Origin of the sequence: Mesorhizobium sp. M1A.T.Ca.IN.004.03.1.1, from assembly GCF_003997555.1 — a bacterium.
In the GTDB taxonomy this organism is placed as follows: Bacteria; Pseudomonadota; Alphaproteobacteria; order Rhizobiales; family Rhizobiaceae; genus Mesorhizobium.
Genome location: NZ_RZTV01000002.1, coordinates 183,737 through 199,571, shown reverse-complemented (window position 1 = coordinate 199,571; position 15,835 = coordinate 183,737). Strand labels below are relative to the sequence as shown.

Below are 15,835 nucleotides of genomic sequence, written 5' to 3'. Positions count from 1 at the left end.
AGCCTTACGGAATCCGGCTCGGCGCCGCGCAAACGCAACGGCTGTGGATCGCCGTTAGTTCCCCCGCGCCGTCGCCAGCGCGCCAGGCAATTCCTCGGCGAAGATGTCGAGCTCATGGTCGAGGCCGACGCTGACCCGGATGCAGCGGTCGAGCCGCGGCGCCATCGGCTTGCGGATGAAGACGTCGCGCGAGAGCAGCGCCTGCATCACCTTCAGCGCGAAGGCGCCGTCGCGGCCGCAGTCTATGGTGACGAAATTGGTCGCCGAGGGCAGCGGCTTCAGACCGTTTTCCTCGGCGATGGCCGCAATGCGCCGGCGCCCCGCGGCCACGCGCGCCACCACCGAATTCAGATAGTCCTGATCGGCCAGCGCCTCGAGCCCGGCGATCTGCGCCATGCGGCTGACGCCGTAGTGGTTGCGGATCTTTTCGAAGTCGCGGATCACTTCCCGTTCGGCCACCGCATAGCCGCAGCGAATGCCGGCAAGCCCATACGCCTTGGAGAAGGTGCGCATGCGCACGACGTTCGGCCGCGCGACGTCGATTGGCGGCTGCGCCGATGCCGGTCCCAGCTCGCCATAGGCCTCGTCCAGCACCAGCATGGTGGTTTCCGGCAGCGCCTCGATGAAGCCGACGACGTCCGGCGCCTCCCACCAGCTTCCCATCGGATTGTCCGGATTGGAGAGATAGACGAGCGGCGCTCGTTCCCTGGCGACAGCGGCAAGCAGTCCGTCGAGGTCCTCCTTGTCGTCGGCGTAGGGAACCGTCACCAGCCGGCCGCCGACGCCGGCGATGTGGAAGTTGAAGGTGGGATAGGCGCCAAGCGAGGTCACCACCGCGTCGCCCGGCGCGACATACATGCGCGCCACAAGGCCGAGCAGTCCGTCAATGCCTTCGCCGACCACCACGTTCTCGACGCCGACATTGTGATGCGCGGCCGCCGCGACTTTGAGGTCGAAATTGTCGGGGTCGCAATACATCCACTGGTCGCGCGCGACGCTCTCCATGCGGGCAATCACGCGCGGCGAGGGCCCAAAGCTGCTCTCATTGGCGCCGATGCGGGCGCGGAAAGGCCGCCCGCGCTCGCGCTCTTGCGCCTCCGGCCCGACAAACGGCACCGTGGTTGGAAGCGCGCCGACGATCGGCGTAAGGGAAGGGCGCGGGCGCATGGCAAGGGCTCGGTTGAGAGGAGCTTCTTGGTAGCGTGGGCGAGGGGTGGGTGCAAGCTGCGCGAGAAACAACGAAGACGCACCATAGCCGGACTAGATTCTCCCGCCCGCTTTTGCTAGCGACGCAGGATGAGCAACCGATTGCCGCCTTCCTGGGCAAAGCACCTGAAAACTCAACCCTCGGCTAAGGCGGCACCGCCGAAAACCGTAGCACCCAAAGCACAGCTGAGGTCCGGTCCGTCTCGCGTGCAAGCCGACGACATGCTGTTGAGGCAGGCGCTCGAGCTTCAGAAAGCTGAGCAATTGCCGGAGGCGGAGGAACTCTGCTTTCGTGTCCTGGCGCGTACCCCAAACCATCCGCTGGCTTTTTACATCCTGGGAACCCTCGGCATCGGATTCGACAACGAGAAGGCTTTGCGGTACTTCGCCCGGGCGGTCGGAGAGGAGCCACGAAATCCTTACTACCACCTTAGTCTCGGTGAGACCTACCTGAAGCTCAGCGAGTTTACGCCGGCAATCAGGCACTTTCAGCAGGCCTTGGCCTTGAAACCGGATCTGGTGGAAGCGCTTTGCGCCCTGGGCGAAGCTTACAAGGCGTTTGACAAGGGAGAAATGGCGCTGCCGCTCTTTGAGAAGGCACTCAAGATCGACCGGGATCATCCTGTGGCCCGGTTGGGATTGCCGGGTGCACTCGCGAGCCTCGGTCGTATGGACGAAGCCGCGGTTCATCTGAAAGAGGCAATAGATCGGCGCATCGCGGTACCGGCTGCCTACAATGCACTTGTACACACGCGCAAATTCACCGAAGAGCCGCCAGAACTCGCGGCAATCCTCACCGAGCTTCGAGATCCGGACCATGGGTCGGAGGGAGCAGCATCGCTCCATCACGCGGCCGGGAAGCTGTTCAACGACCTCCGTCGCTACAAGGAGGCGATGGACCACTTCAAGAAAGGGAATCAAGTCAGGGGCCTAAAATTCGATCTGGAAAACTACCGTCGCTTGGTCGATGCCGTGATCGAGACCTTCACACCCGAACTGGTGGCGTCAATGGCCGCTTACGGCGATCCGTCTGAGGTGCCTGTGTTCGTCGTCGGCATGCCGCGCTCGGGCACGACGCTGACCGAGCAGATTTGCGCCAGCCATCCTGATGTTCATGGCGCCGGCGAGCTCAGCAAGCTTAGACGAATGGCCAATGGGCTAGGCCTCAAATACAGCTCCGACACAGACGTCGGCAAATCGGTCGCGGCGATTACTCCCGAACTGACCAAGACGCTGGCATCGGAGCATCTTGCCTATCTGCGTGAGCGTGCGCCTGACGCGCTTCGAATCGTCGACAAGATGCCCCACAATTTCGAGTTGATAGGGCTGATCGGCATTCTGTTTTCCAACGCGCGCATCATTCATTGCCGCCGCGATGCCATCGACAATTGCATCTCCTGCTTCGTGCTGCAGTTCAATGAAACGCACAACTACAGCGCAGATCTTGAGACACTGGGGCTCTACTACAGAGAATATGACCGCCTGATGCGGCACTGGAACAAGGTTCTTCCGGGCCGCATCTTCGAAAACCGGTATGAGACCTTGATTGAAGATCAAGAGGAGCACTCGCACCGTCTCATAGATTATCTCGGGTTGCCTTGGGACGATGCGTGCTTGCGCTTTTTTGACAGGGACGGCTCAGTAAACACCTATAGCAATTGGCAGGTGCGCCAGCCGATCTACAAGTCGTCCGTCAAGCGTTGGAGGAACTATGAAGGCGAGATCCAACCGCTGATCGAAGCCTTGGGCAACTTGGCTGAGGTTGACCTGTAATTTAGTTTCCTACTAGAAAAATTCTGGCCGGAAGGTACACCGCAAAATCGCTCGTGTGGCGATTGGCAGAACGTTCATTGTTTCGTCGTTCTCTGGCGAAGCAAGGAGGGAAGCGGCACGGCGGAGACCAGGAGCCGGGGCGTGAACGGCGGATTTCTGCCATCTTATCGAGTGCAGCACTGCGCAATGGTGCTTTGAGGAACTGCCCGCAGAAAAGAAAAAACCCGGCAGTTGCCCGCCGGGTTTCGATTTCAGTTGGACGCTGCTGATTAGAACGAACGCTGGAAGCGGAGCATACCGCCGACGCTGTTCTTCTTATTGGCGTTGGTCCAGTTTCGGTCGTCCAGGTCGCCGAATTTGCCATCGTGCAAGTAATCGACCTCGGCCGTAACCGTGAAGCCAGGCACAATGTCGTAGGCGACGTTGGCTGCGACGCCGTAGTTCTTGGCGTCATCAGCAGAGGCCTGGAGGTTGAACGAGGTCTTCTCGTTGAACTTGTAGGTGCCGCCGCCCCAGACTGCCCAGTTTCCGCCCCACTGCTTGTAGAAGTTTCGGTCGATGTGGTCGTCCGACCCGTAGCCGGCCATGAGGAAAAGCGACAGCTCGTTGGTCGCGTTCACATCCAAGCGGACCTTGCCTGCCCATTCATCCCAGGCGCTGTCATAGGCGACGACGCCCGTGATGGCGCCCCAGCCCTGGGTATACTTCACGCCGCCGACAACATGCGGAACATAGCTGTCGATGGTGTCATTGCCCGAACCGGCATTGTAGAGGTAATTGCCAACCCCATCAACAACCGGGCCGCCAGCGGAACCGGACCCTTCTTCCAGCGAGACCACAGCCGAGAAGCCGTTGCCGGCGTCAAAGTAGTACTGGACGACGTTGGTGTCGAAGCCGCCATAGGGAACCAGCGTATCGTTGATGACGTTGCCGGCGTATCCGATGAACGTGTTGAAGGCCGATTCGTCCTTGCCGACGCGCAGGCCGCCGAGCTGGATCCAGGCGAAATTCAGCGTGATGCCCTTGTTACCGGCGGGATTGCCGATCGGCTGGCCGCCGGCGGTGACCGAATCGCCATAGCCGTTGGAATTGCCGAAGTTGATGCGCGTCTCGGTGTAAGTCTTCAACGTGCCGAGCTCGGTCTCCTGGCCAGTCCAGGTCTTCAGCGTAAAGCGGGTGTTCTTGTACCAGGTACCCTGGTCGCCGCCATTCCGCACGTCGAGGCTGCGCGCGCCATCGAACGAACCGACATCGCCGAGGCCAATGTCGTAACGGACATAGCCGCCAATGCGCAGGCAGGTCTCAGTGCCGGGGATATAGAAGTAGCCCGAGCCGTATACGTCGCAGATCTTGACGTATTCAGCCGGTTCCGGCTCGGCGACGGTCACCGCGTCGGCGGCGCGAGCACCGGAAACTGCGATCAGGGCCGCAGCTGAGCCGAGAAGAAGGCTCTTGATGTTCATTTTCTGACCTCCAGTCAGAATCGAACGGCAGCGTCGATTTCACTCGACTGTCACCGGTGTCAGTGCTTTGTTATTGCTGTATTTTTTTGCCGGGTAGCCGCTACCACAGACGTTTGCTGGCGAACGCGTGCCCGGATCCCGATTTGAGATAGCGCTCGAACGAAGTCGCCTTTGCTCGGCTTGAAAGGCCATGTAGGTCACGATTCGCCGCGGCAGAAATTTGGAAGTGTGACTGGACTTTCCTGCGTGATGCTCAGCAATTCGTCGCCGCAGGTCCGATGTTATGCCGATATAGCGCTCGCCGTCCGAAGCCTCGCTCTCAAGCAGATAGACGTACCACACGAACCGGCCCTCCTTCGCCAAGGCTTCGGAGGGCATCCTCTCCGCCATCCTGCTTCGCACGAACGGTTGGGGCCTGTCCTGCGTAGCTCGGAGAGCGAAGCAGGATGCTCGCCGTCCGAAGCCTCGCTCTCAAGCAGATAGACGTACCACACGAACCGGCCCTCCTTCGCCAAGGCTTCGGAGGGCATCCTCTCCGCCATCCTGCTTCGCACGAACGGTTGGGGCTTGTCCTGCGTAGCTCGGAGAGCGAAGCAGGATGGCGGAGAGGATGGGATTCGAACCCACGAGAAGCTTTTGACCTCTACTCCCTTAGCAGGGGAGCGCCTTCGACCACTCGGCCACCTCTCCGTCGCGCCGGTGGATAAAGAAAAGCGCCGGCACAATCAACAAGCCCGCGCCGTAATCGCTGAAAATTCGACGCCGGCAGCAGGATGAGTGTTCCCATGCGGCGATTCCATGGCGATTCCCTGACCACTGACTCGGGCCTCACGCCGCAATTGCGGCCCCTCACTGCCGGATTCGGCCGGGCGGCGGGCCTCATTGGTTAACGAGAGCTTTCGGAGTGAGGCCAAATCGTGTCATTTGTGCAACAACGTCCGGGGATAGCGCCCGGATGGGGCTTCTGCCGATACGATCGTGGTTGAACGCTGCCGCCGCCTGGGTAAAGGTCACGTTCGAAGGAGCGGCGCGGTGCGCATCTTTTTCGGTAAGTGGGGATGGGGCAGGGAACGCTGTCCTTCAGCAAAAAATACCCAGACCCGTTTTTTAACTTTTGACTGGAGGTCAGAAAATGAACATCAAGAGCCTTCTTCTCGGCTCAGCTGCGGCCCTGATCGCAGTTTCCGGTGCCCGCGCCGCCGACGCGGTGACCGTCGCCGAGCCGGAACCGGCTGAATACGTCAAGATCTGCGACGTGTACGGCTCGGGCTACTTCTACATCCCCGGCACCGAGACCTGCCTGCGCATCGGCGGCTATGTCCGTTACGACATCGGCGTCGGCGACGTCGGCTCGTTCGACGGCGCGACGTCTGCCGATGTTGAGGATGGCGGCAGCAACGACACCTTCTACAAGAATGCTCGCTTCACGCTGAAGACCTGGACCGGCCAGGAGACCGAGCTCGGCACGTTGAAGACCTACACCGAGACCCGCTGGAACTTCGGCAACCGCAACGCCGATCTGGGCGCGGACGGCTCCGTCAATCCGGCCTTTAACAAGGGCACTTCGCTGAACTTCGCCTGGATCCAGCTCGGTGGCCTGCGCGTTGGTAAGGACGAATCGGCCTTCAACACGTTCATCGGTTATGCCGGCAACGTCATCCAGGATACGCTGGTTCCCTACGGCGACTTCGACACCAACGTCGTCCAGTACTACTTCGACGCAGGCAACGGCTTCTCGGCCGTGATCTCGCTCGAAGAAGGCGCGGGCGGCGGCACGGATGGTTCCTACGGCGTGGGCACGATCGACAGCTACGTTCCGCATGTCGTCGGCGGCGTGAAGTGGACGCAGGGCTGGGGCGCCATCACCGGCGTCGTTGCCTACGACAGCAACTATGAAGAAGTCGCCACAAAGATTCGTTTGGACGTGAACGTCAACGACGCGATCTCGCTGTTCATCATCGGCGGCTACGGCACCGATGACAACCTGTCGGACCCGACCTATGCCTTCGCAGCTGGCGGTCGCGGCTTCTACAAGCAGTGGGACGGCAACTGGGCAGTCTGGGGCGGTGGCACCTACAAGTTCAACGAGAAGACCTCGTTCAACGCCCAGATCTCGTATGACGAAGGTGAGAACCTCGGCATCGCCGCCAACATCGCTTACGATATTGTCCCGGGCCTGACGGTCACGGCCGAAGTCGACTATGTCAATGCAGGCAAAATCGACGAGCTCGATACCCGTGGCACGAACCACAACTGGACCGGTATTACTGATGGCGACGACGCGATCGGCGGCATGCTCCGCTTCCAGCGCTCCTTCTAAGGGCTGGACTGCTACATCTGAAATCCGGCCCGGGCGTCTCCACGCCCGGGCCGTTTTTGTTTCGCGACTGGATCAACGCAACGAAAGGATGGGGGTGAAAACGGTAAGCTGATCGGGTCTGTAGGGCGACTTTGTGGGATCCGCCGTCGGTGGATGGGGTCGGCCGCCAGATTCGAAAACTCTTGAAAGGACGCTCCCGAGCGGTTACGGCTGAACGCTTAACCACAGGGGGTGTGGCTAAAAATGTCGAACGAAGCGATTCAAGAGGGGGAGCCCTCTGGTCATTTTGCGGTATTTTCTTCTCAGAATTCGAAGTTTAGGTACACCTACAACAAGATCCGGGAAGTAAAATCGTACAGGGTCAGTGAGCTCTTTACAGCATACCGGGACATACTCTGGGATGATGGGCGGCATAAATACAATGTCAGCTCATTCATTGGTGAAATAGACGAGATCCTTCTGGGAGAGCGTTTCAGCACCTTTGACCAGAACACCCTGGACAATCTTGTCGGCACCTTGCGCCAGCGCGGGAACAGCAACGCAACCATCAATCGCAAGATGGCTGCACTCAGCAAGCTGCTGCGCAAGGCTCATAAGATGGGAGATATCCACAGCCTGCCCGAGTTCCGCCGCCAGAAGGAGCGGGCGGGACGGATTCGTTTCCTCGAAAGGGACGAAGAGACAAGGCTGTTCGCCGCCATCAAGAGCCGCAGCGAGGATGCTTACAGACTTTCCGTCTTCCTGGTCGACACCGGCTGCCGTCTCGGCGAGGCGCTCGGCCTGATCTGGAACGACATCCAGGAACACCGCGTCAGCTTCTGGATCACAAAGTCGGGCCGCAGCCGCACCATCCCGATGACCGAACGGGTCAAGGAGGTGATCAAGCTGCCGCCGACCACCGAAGGCCGCCGGCCAAAGGGTCCGTTCACCAAGCTCACCCAGGCGCAGTACCGCGCCATCTGGAACGAGGCGAAGGCCGAAGTCGGTCTTGGCGCCGATGAGCAGGTGGTGCCGCATATCCTGCGCCACACCTGCGCTTCGCGACTCGTCCAGGGCGGCATCGATATCCGGCGCGTGCAGATGTGGCTCGGCCACCAGACGCTGTCGATGACCATGCGTTACGCGCACCTCGCCACCAACGACCTCGATGGCTGCGTCGTGGTGCTCGAGAAGCCGCGCGCCGAAGAGGCGCCGCGGCCGGCAGAGAACTCGGTGTTTGCGTCCCCGTTGACCACGCCGTCACCGACCAAAGCCGCCCGCAAGGAGAGCGGCTCGGAGCCGGCGAAGGCAGGCCGAAAGAGCTCGAAGGGCAAATAGGCGGCACGACACGCGCCGGGAATCTATATTTCAAAACAGGCCCGGGGCGGAGTTAGTCTCGGGCTTTACTTTACGTGGACTTGACTTCGGCGCGATCGAGGAAATCCGCAATCTTCTTCGGCAGGTTGCCGGTTTCCAGCAAGGGCGCGTGTCCCTGGCCTTCCACCGTGATCGTCTCCATGCCGGGATGACGCTTTGCCATCTCCTCGATCGTCGCGGTGGAGAGAAGCGTCGAATTGCCGCCGCGTATGGCGAGCAACGGCACGGCGGCAAGCGCGTTGAACTGTGGCCAAAGATCCGGCAGTGGCTTGCTGAAGTCGACATTGGCCAGGGTCTCGACCAGGGCAGGATCGAAATCGGGCACCAGCCCGGCATCCGTGTCGCGGCAGATGGCGCCAACCATACGCGCCCAGTCGGCATCGGTGAGCGCAGGGAAGCCGGCACCATGCACGCGCCGCTGCGTGTCGACCGCCTCGGCGAATGTCTTCGGCCTCGGCGCGCGATCGAGATATGAGCGGATATGGGCCAGACCTTCCGCCTCGATCACCGGGCCAATATCGTTGAGGACAATGGCTTTCAAGGCGGCCGGCTTCAGCGCGCCGAGCACATGGATGATCAGTCCGCCGCGCGAGGTGCCGATGAAGCCAGCCTCTTCGATACCCAGCGCTGACAAGCCAGCGAGCACGTCGCCGGCTTCGACGCCGACATTGTAGTGGCTGATGTCGGGATCGTAGTCGGATCGGCCACGGCCGCGATAGTCGAAAGCGACGACCTTGCGCGGCGTCTTCGCCTTGCCGGAGAGGTAAAGCGCGAGCTCATGGAAGTCGCGCGCATTGCGGGTGAGGCCGGGCAGGCAAACGATCGGCCAGCCACCGTTCGCCTCGCCATAAATGCGGGCATGCAGTTTCAGCCCATCGGGTGCGGCATAGAAGAAGTCGGAGAAACCGTCGCTCGCCATCGGGATGCTGCTCCTCGCTGAGGTGACCGACAGCTACAGGCGAGGGCGGCCGCGGTCAAATGATGGGAAGGCACGTTACACAACCTTGCCACGCTGGCGGGACAGCATCTCCTCTGTTCTGTCGGACATCTCCCCGCAAGGGGATTTGACTGTCATCTAAGCTTTTACCCATCGCCAAAGCGGCATGAACGAGCCGGCAGCGAAACTGCCAATCTCCAAGTGCGGGAGGTGTCCGGCAGGACAGAGGGGCGCGAAGGATCGCCAACCTGAGGCTTGCATACGCCCCACGGCGATCAACTCCGCCCGTTCACCAGATCCCCGACGATGTCGTATTTGCCGGAAATACGCATCTTGTAGACTTCATAATTCTCCATCACGCGCTGCACGTAACTTCTTGTTTCCGTGTAGGGGATCCGCTCGACCCAGTCGACGACGGCGTCCACGTCCTTGCCGCGCGGATCACCGTATTTCGCCACCCACTGGGCGGCGCGGTTTGGGCCGGCATTGTACCCCGCGAAGGTCAGCACATAGGAGCCGTTGAAGCGGTCGAGCTGCTCGCCGAGAAAAGCTGACCCCAGCGTCGCGTTGTAACCGGCATCGGTCGTCAGCCGCGTTTGCGAGAAGGTCATGCCGGCCTTCTTCGCCAGTTGCTTGGCGGTACCCGGCATCAACTGCAAGAGGCCGCGCGCGCCCGCGCTGGAAATCGCCGCGACATTGAACTCGCTCTCCTGGCGGGCGATGGCATAGGCCAGCGCCTTGCCGGAGCCGGAGATATCGGCCGAATCGGGAATGACACCCAACGGATGCGAAAGCGCACCCACATCGATGCCGCGCTGGGCGGCGATCTTGCCGACCTTCAGCGCCATGAAATGGTTGCCCTGTTTTTCGGCAAGCCCCGCCAGCAGCGCAAGCTCGCCGGGGCTGGTCAGCTGCCCCGCGAGGTCGCGGTAGAGCGTCTCGGCATAGCGGTCATACCCTGCCTCCTGCAGCCGCTTGATCGCTTTCACCGCCTCGCGGCCCTCGAAGCTTTGGCGGTCGGCCGCGCTGGGCGTGGGATGGACGATGCTCAGGGTTCTGAGGCCCACACGCTCGCCGGCAAGCTGGCCGTAGAAGGTGGTGCCGTAGCTGGCTGCCCGGGTGAAATAGTCCTTGGCGCTGCCCGGGCCGCCGACTTCCGCGGCGCGGCCAAGCCAGTAATAGGCGCGCGACAGCGACACCGGTCCCTGGGCGAGCTCGGCGATGCGTGAAAAATGCGAGGCGGCTGCTGCCGGGTCGTTGAGACCGCGCAATGCATACCAGCCGGCATGGAACTCGGCTTCCGCGGCGCTGGCCGCGCTTTCGGCCGCATGCATGGAGGCAATCTTGTAGGCGGTCTTTATGTCGCCCTGATCGACCAGCTCGCGCGAAAGAACGCGCCGCTCCACCCACCAGGCATCGGGATCGACCAGCGCGTCGCGATTGGTCGGCGCCTTCATCACGACTGCCGCGGCATCGGCAAGTTTTTGCTGCTTGCGCAGATATTCTGCCTCGGCGAAGAAATAGCCGGCCGAACGCTGCGCCGCCGGCACCGCCTTCAACAGTTTCGCCGCGTTTTTTTCGCCTTTATCGACCGCCACCCAGGCATCCGCCAGTTGCTGGGCGCCGGCAATGCCGGCGACGCGCAGCGCCGAGGACGGCCGGTCGGCATAGAACATGCGCTCCATGCGATAGCGATGATCGGCCGCAGGGATCAGCGTGCCGAATTCCTTGATGATGGAAGTTTCGTCCTGGGCATCCAGCTTCTCCGTGCGCCAGAAGGGCACCAGCACCGCGCGCGCCGCCGCTTGATCGCCCAGCGCCACCTGCGAGCGGGCAAGGATGATCACGCCTTCCGGCGTCAGCGGCTGGCTGCGGCCGAAGGCCCGCACCACCACTTGCGGCGGCGGGTTCTCGCGATAGAGCGCGCGCTCGCTGTTCCTGCGCAGCGCGATCGTGCCCGGCCATCCAGGCAGCATCTTGGCGGCATCGGCGATTTCGCCGCTCGGCACCTGGTCGCCGCCATAGAGCGCGATCGCCCAGGCCAGAATGTGCCGGTCGAGCGAGGTGGCGGGCAGCGTGTCGCGAGCATTGCGCGCCGCGGCGATGTTGTTCACCGCGAGCGCGTCGAGACCGCTCTTCAATTGCGCGATGCTGGCCGGGGGCTGAGGCTGCTGCGCCTGGTCCGCGGCCGACGGCGAGCCCGGCGCGGCAATCGCCGCCGTCACACGCACGTCGACGCTGCCGCCGATCGCCATACCCGGTATCAGCGCGACGGCCGCGCTCAAAAGCGCGAACAGATGAGGCCGATTTGTCGGCATGTTCCACCCCGGCACATTGTCAGCAGGCAGGGCCTTCGAGGCCGACCCGGAGCCTAAACTTAGGTCGTGAAAGGCTCGTAAACAAAAGGTTATCGAGGCCGTTCGAATTACGCTTGCTGGCACTACAGCAATGCTTGCCGCTGAACCGTGTCGAGACTATGGTGCGCGGCTTCGCTTTCGATTAGAAGGCGTCGAAATTAACGCATCGACAAAACGCTGATGCATGTCGCCCAAAGTGGGCACCCGGCTTTGGGAGAGCGACATGCTTAGACCAACAAAGTCCCAAGGAGTTTGGACAATATGCTGAGAGGCTCGCTGACTGCGCTCGTGACACCGTTCGAAAAGAGCGGGCGTTTCGACGAGAAAGCCTTTCGCGCGTTTGTCGAATGGCAGATCGCCGAGGGCACCAAGGGCCTCGTGCCCGTCGGCACCACCGGCGAGTCGCCGACGCTGTCGCATGACGAGCACCGCAATGTCGTCAAGGTCTGCATCGAGGTCGCCAGGGGCAGGGTTCCAGTTGTGGCCGGTGCCGGCTCCAACAACACCGAGGAAGCCGTCGGCCTGGTGCAGTATGCCGAAAAGGCCGGCGCCGATGCAGCCCTGGTCGTCACGCCTTATTACAACAAGCCGACCCAGCGCGGCCTCTACGAGCATTTCGCAGCCGTTGCCAGGGCAACCAAGCTGCCGATCATCATCTACAACATCCCGCCGCGCTCGGTGATCGACATGACGCCGGAGACGATGGGCAGGCTGCGCCACGACTTCAAGAACATCGCCGGCGTTAAGGATGCGACCGGCAAGGTCGAGCGTGTCTCGGAACAGCGCATGACCTGCGGCAAGGATTTCATCCAGCTTTCCGGTGAGGATGCGTCCGCGCTCGGCTTCAACGCGCATGGCGGCGTCGGCTGCATCTCGGTGACGTCGAATGTCGCGCCGCGCCTTTGCGCCGAGTTCCAGGAAGCCACGCTCTCCGGCGACAGCGCCAAGGCGCTAGAACTGCAGGATCGTCTCCTGCCGCTGCATAAAGCAATTTTCGTGGAGCCCGGCGTATCCGGCGCCAAATACGCCCTGTCGAAGCTGGGCAAGGTCGAGAACGTGGTCCGCTCGCCGCTGGTGACGGTCGAAGCTTCGACCGCCGAGAAGCTCGACGCGGCGCTGAAGCACGCCGGCTTGATTAATTAGGGATGAGGCGCCACCTCTCCGCATTATGAATCAAGTCAAGAAAGCCGACCCCAACAACAGGACGGTCGCCGAAAACCGCAAGGCGCGCTTTTCCTACGAGGTGCTCGACACGATCGAGACCGGCTTGGTGCTGACCGGCACCGAGGTCAAGTCGCTGCGCCAGGGCCAGGCGAACATCCAGGAAAGCTATGCCTCCGCCGAAGGCGGCGAGATCTGGCTGATCAATTCCTATCTGCCGGAATATCTGCAGGCCAACCGCTTCAACCATGAGCCGCGCCGGCGCCGTAAGCTGCTCGTCAGCAAGCGCGAGATGGCCAAACTTGCCCAGAGCGTGGAGCGCGAAGGCATGACGCTGGTGCCGCTGAAAATCTATTTCAACGATCGCGGCCGCGCCAAGCTCCTGCTCGCCATCGCCCGCGGCAAGAAGCTGCACGACAAGCGCGAGACCGAAAAGCAGCGCGACTGGTCGCGCGAGAAGGGACGGCTCCTTAAGGAGCGCGGATAAAGCCACCTTCGATATGCGGGCAAGGCGAGCAGGGAGCCAAGGCTTGAGGAACGGCTTGATTGCCCTGGCCCTGGCTTTCGTCTTTCTGGCGCTTGCCACATGGGCAGAGGGCTTCTTCCGGCACCGTGCTTTCCCGCCGGATCGCGGCAAATTCCCCTTAAGGGGCATCGATGTTTCGCATCACCAGGGCAGGATCGACTGGCCGCGCGTCGCGGCCGACGATGTCGTTTTCGCCATCATTAAGGCGACGGAAGGTGGTGATTATGTCGATGATGCCTTTGCTGAGAATTTACGCCAGGCCCGCGCGGCGGGCCTCGCTGTGGGCGCCTATCATTTCTTCACCTTCTGCCGCCCGGGTGCCGACCAGGCCAGGAATTTCATCTCGGTCGTGCCGCGCGGCGAGCAGCTCTTGCCGCCGGTAGTCGACATCGAGTTCCACGGCAATTGTCCGCGACGCCCTTCGCCCGCCGAGCTGAACGCCGAACTGCTGGCATTCCTTGGCCCGGTCGAGGCGGCTTACGGCAAGCCGGCCATTCTCTATATTACCGATGAGACGGCACCGACCTATGCCGCTCATATCGCGGTTCGCCAGCGCTGGCTGCGCTCTGTGCGGGGGCCGCTGAACGACGACGACTGGGTCTATTGGCAATATCTCGACACAGGCCGTGTCGACGGCATCGACGGCGACGTGGACCTGAATGTGCTGAAGGGCGGGCCGGCGAGGCTGTCGGAGTTGTTTGCCGCGGCGCCGGACCCTAGCTCTTCAGGAAGGCTGCTATCTCCTTGAAGACATCGACGAACATCGCTTCCGTCAGGACACCGGTGTTGGTGTTGTAGCGCGAGCAGTGATAGCTGGAGAACAGCGTGATGCCGCCGGCCTGCTGGCGTCCGCCGTGGCGGAACGGAAGGGTGGCGACTCGCCCGCCCAGCGCCCGCACCGTCGACTGATGCGCGATCGAGCCCAGCGTCAGGATGGCCCGCAGGTTGGCAAAGCGCGCGATCGTCGGTTTGAGGAAGGTGCGGCAGGTGGCGATCTCGGCGCCCACCGGCTTGTTTTCCGGCGGCACGCATCGCACCGCATTGGTGATCGCGGTGCCGACGAGCTCCAGCCCGTCATCGGGCCTGGCCTTGAATTCCCCGCGCGCCAACCCTTGGGCGATCAAAGTTGCGTAGAGCAGGTCGCCGGCATAGTCGCCGGTGAAGGGACGCCCGGTGCGGTTGGCGCCGCGCAGGCCGGGCGCCAGCCCGACGATGAGGAGCCTGACCGAGTCCTCGCCCTCCGGCGGCAGGAAGGTCGGCACCGGTGCATTGAACCAGCCCGGCTCGCGCTGGCGCCAGGCGGCGATGAAGTCGTGCAGCCGCGGGCAAAGCGGACAATCGCGGTCAGGCTCGGGGGAGGGCGCGGCGCTCAAGGCTGCCGCGCTCAATAATCGTCCTCGTCGGCTTCAGCAGGCTCAGGCCGGCGGACCGGCCGTTCCGATGGATCGCGGCCGACTTCGTTCTTCAGCGTCATGAGGTCGATGAAGTGGTCGGCCTGGCGGCGCAAGTCGTCGGAGATCATCGGCGGCTGCGAGGCCATGGTCGAGATGATCGAAACCTTGCGGCCACGCCGCTGCAGCGCCTCGACCAACGTGCGGAAGTCGCCGTCGCCGGAGAAGATGACATAGTGGTCGACGACATCGGCAAGCTCCAGCGCATCGACGGTGAGCTCGATGTCCATGTTGCCCTTGATCTTGCGCCGGCCGGTCGAGTCGGTGAACTCCTTGGCTGGCTTGGTCACCACCTTGAAGCCGTTATAGTCCAGCCAGTCGATCAGCGGCCGGATCGAGGAATATTCCTGATCCTCGACCAGCGCGGTGTAGTAATAGGCCCTGAGCAGGTAGCCGCGTTTCTGAAAGCTCGACAGAAGCTTGCGGTAGTCTATGTCGAAGCCCAGCGCCCGCGAGGTGGCGTAGAGGTTGGCGCCGTCGATGAAAAGAGCGATCTTTTCACGGGGATCGAACATTGAAAAATATCCCTTTTCAAAAATTTCTGTCGTCTAAAAGGACGTGACGGGTAGGCCCGATAATGGTCCCTCTTCCCGCCCCTTTCGAGATAACGCCAGATTTATGGATATCCAAGGGCAGGGCGCGCATTGCAAGCAATTGTGATCGGCACCAGGTAAGCAAGGCGAAGTCCGATATTGAGCCGGGCAGGGGCTCGTGCTTCGGCGGTGCCCGCCATAAAGCTTGTATTTCGGCGGCGTCCTTGTTATGGAGCCCGCCAGTTTTCCATCAAATCCACGCATGAAAGGGGCAGTCCATGGCCCGCGTAACCGTTGAAGATTGCATCGACAAGGTCGACAACCGTTTCGAGCTCGTGCTGCTCGCCGGCCACCGTGCCCGCCAGATCAGCCAGGGCGCGCAGATCACCGTTCCTCGCGACAATGACAAGAATCCGGTCATTGCGCTGCGCGAGATCGCCGACGAGACGCTGTCGCCGGACGACCTCAAGGAAGACCTGATCCACTCGCTGCAGAAGCATGTGGAGGTCGACGAGCCGGAGGCCGAGGGCGAGGCCATCGCCGACCAGACCGGCGCTGCCACCGCTGGTGCCGACACCGACGATGCCGAAGAGAACATCGCCTTCGACCGCATGAGCGAGGAAGACCTGCTCGCCGGCATCGAGGGTCTGGTGCCGCCGGAAAAGAGCGACGACTACTAAGCTCTTGGACACGGGCCTGGATCAAGCATCCGGGACTTCCGTATCGTCAGTTTCGTGGCTATCTATGGGATG

The 15,835-nt window shown here is 62.0% G+C and carries 13 protein-coding genes, 1 tRNA gene and 1 pseudogene; 7 read left to right on the top strand and 8 right to left on the bottom strand.

What is annotated here, in order from left to right; all coding sequences use genetic code 11:
* Positions 1–54: 54 nt before the first annotated feature.
* Positions 55–1,167, bottom strand: coding sequence for a pyridoxal phosphate-dependent aminotransferase (locus EOD29_RS06920; protein WP_095827203.1), 1,113 nt, complete (start codon positions 1,165–1,167; stop codon positions 55–57).
* A 129-nt stretch (positions 1,168–1,296) separates the two neighbouring features.
* Here EOD29_RS06920 and EOD29_RS06915 point away from each other — a divergent pair, with 129 nt between their 5' ends.
* Positions 1,297–2,979: a sulfotransferase gene (locus tag EOD29_RS06915; protein WP_127246249.1), complete on the top strand. Its 1,683-nt coding sequence runs from the start codon at positions 1,297–1,299 to the stop codon at positions 2,977–2,979.
* Between the two features lie 269 nt (positions 2,980–3,248).
* On the opposite strand, the gene EOD29_RS06910 is transcribed toward EOD29_RS06915, so the two are convergent.
* From EOD29_RS06910 to EOD29_RS06900, 3 genes and pseudogenes are all read right to left on the bottom strand, one after another.
* Positions 3,249–4,442: a porin gene (locus EOD29_RS06910; protein WP_095828819.1), complete on the bottom strand. Its 1,194-nt coding sequence runs from the start codon at positions 4,440–4,442 to the stop codon at positions 3,249–3,251.
* Between the two features lie 100 nt (positions 4,443–4,542).
* A pseudogene (locus tag EOD29_RS06905) lies at positions 4,543–4,784 on the bottom strand (GIY-YIG nuclease family protein).
* A gap of 257 nt (positions 4,785–5,041) precedes the next feature.
* A tRNA-Ser gene (locus tag EOD29_RS06900) sits at positions 5,042–5,132 on the bottom strand.
* Between the two features lie 442 nt (positions 5,133–5,574).
* Here EOD29_RS06900 and EOD29_RS06895 point away from each other — a divergent pair.
* The gene (locus EOD29_RS06895; RefSeq protein ID WP_095828820.1) at positions 5,575–6,762 is read left to right on the top strand and encodes a porin; all 1,188 of its coding nucleotides are present in this window, start codon (positions 5,575–5,577) and stop codon (positions 6,760–6,762) included.
* 243 nt (positions 6,763–7,005) lie between these two features.
* Complete coding sequence (locus tag EOD29_RS06890; protein WP_127246248.1) at positions 7,006–8,079, top strand: site-specific integrase; 1,074 nt, start codon at positions 7,006–7,008, stop codon at positions 8,077–8,079.
* Between the two features lie 70 nt (positions 8,080–8,149).
* Here the strand turns inward: EOD29_RS06890 and EOD29_RS06885 are convergent, their stop codons facing one another.
* Together EOD29_RS06885 and EOD29_RS06880 are read right to left on the bottom strand one after the other, a co-directional pair.
* A complete protein-coding gene (locus EOD29_RS06885) occupies positions 8,150–9,037 on the bottom strand; it encodes an alpha/beta hydrolase (protein WP_127246247.1) in 888 nt (295 codons plus the stop codon).
* Between the two features lie 293 nt (positions 9,038–9,330).
* Positions 9,331–11,373: a lytic transglycosylase domain-containing protein gene (locus EOD29_RS06880; protein ID WP_095800126.1), complete on the bottom strand. Its 2,043-nt coding sequence runs from the start codon at positions 11,371–11,373 to the stop codon at positions 9,331–9,333.
* Positions 11,374–11,673: 300 nt separating this feature from the next.
* Here EOD29_RS06880 and dapA point away from each other — a divergent pair, with 300 nt between their 5' ends.
* The 3 genes from dapA to EOD29_RS06865 all read left to right on the top strand — a co-directional run bounded on the left by dapA (position 11,674) and on the right by EOD29_RS06865 (position 13,847).
* Positions 11,674–12,555, top strand: coding sequence for a 4-hydroxy-tetrahydrodipicolinate synthase (gene dapA, locus EOD29_RS06875; RefSeq protein ID WP_095823685.1), 882 nt, complete (start codon positions 11,674–11,676; stop codon positions 12,553–12,555).
* Between the two features lie 25 nt (positions 12,556–12,580).
* The gene (gene smpB / locus EOD29_RS06870) at positions 12,581–13,060 is read left to right on the top strand and encodes an SsrA-binding protein SmpB (RefSeq protein WP_067321086.1); all 480 of its coding nucleotides are present in this window, start codon (positions 12,581–12,583) and stop codon (positions 13,058–13,060) included.
* Between the two features lie 85 nt (positions 13,061–13,145).
* Complete coding sequence (locus tag EOD29_RS06865; protein ID WP_245322309.1) at positions 13,146–13,847, top strand: glycoside hydrolase family 25 protein; 702 nt, start codon at positions 13,146–13,148, stop codon at positions 13,845–13,847.
* Here the strand turns inward: EOD29_RS06865 and EOD29_RS06860 are convergent.
* Positions 13,816–14,487, bottom strand: a complete 672-nt coding sequence (locus EOD29_RS06860; protein WP_164747319.1) for a uracil-DNA glycosylase — start codon at positions 14,485–14,487, stop codon at positions 13,816–13,818. The two genes, EOD29_RS06865 and EOD29_RS06860, sit on opposite strands and share 32 nt — an antisense overlap.
* A complete protein-coding gene (locus tag EOD29_RS06855; RefSeq protein ID WP_066997475.1) occupies positions 14,484–15,065 on the bottom strand; it encodes an NYN domain-containing protein in 582 nt (193 codons plus the stop codon). Before EOD29_RS06855 ends, EOD29_RS06860 begins: the two co-directional genes overlap by 4 nt.
* 296 nt (positions 15,066–15,361) lie before the next feature.
* Between EOD29_RS06855 and rpoZ the strand changes: the two genes are divergently transcribed.
* A complete protein-coding gene (gene rpoZ, locus EOD29_RS06850) occupies positions 15,362–15,763 on the top strand; it encodes a DNA-directed RNA polymerase subunit omega (RefSeq protein WP_067321093.1) in 402 nt (133 codons plus the stop codon).
* Positions 15,764–15,835 lie beyond the last annotated feature (72 nt).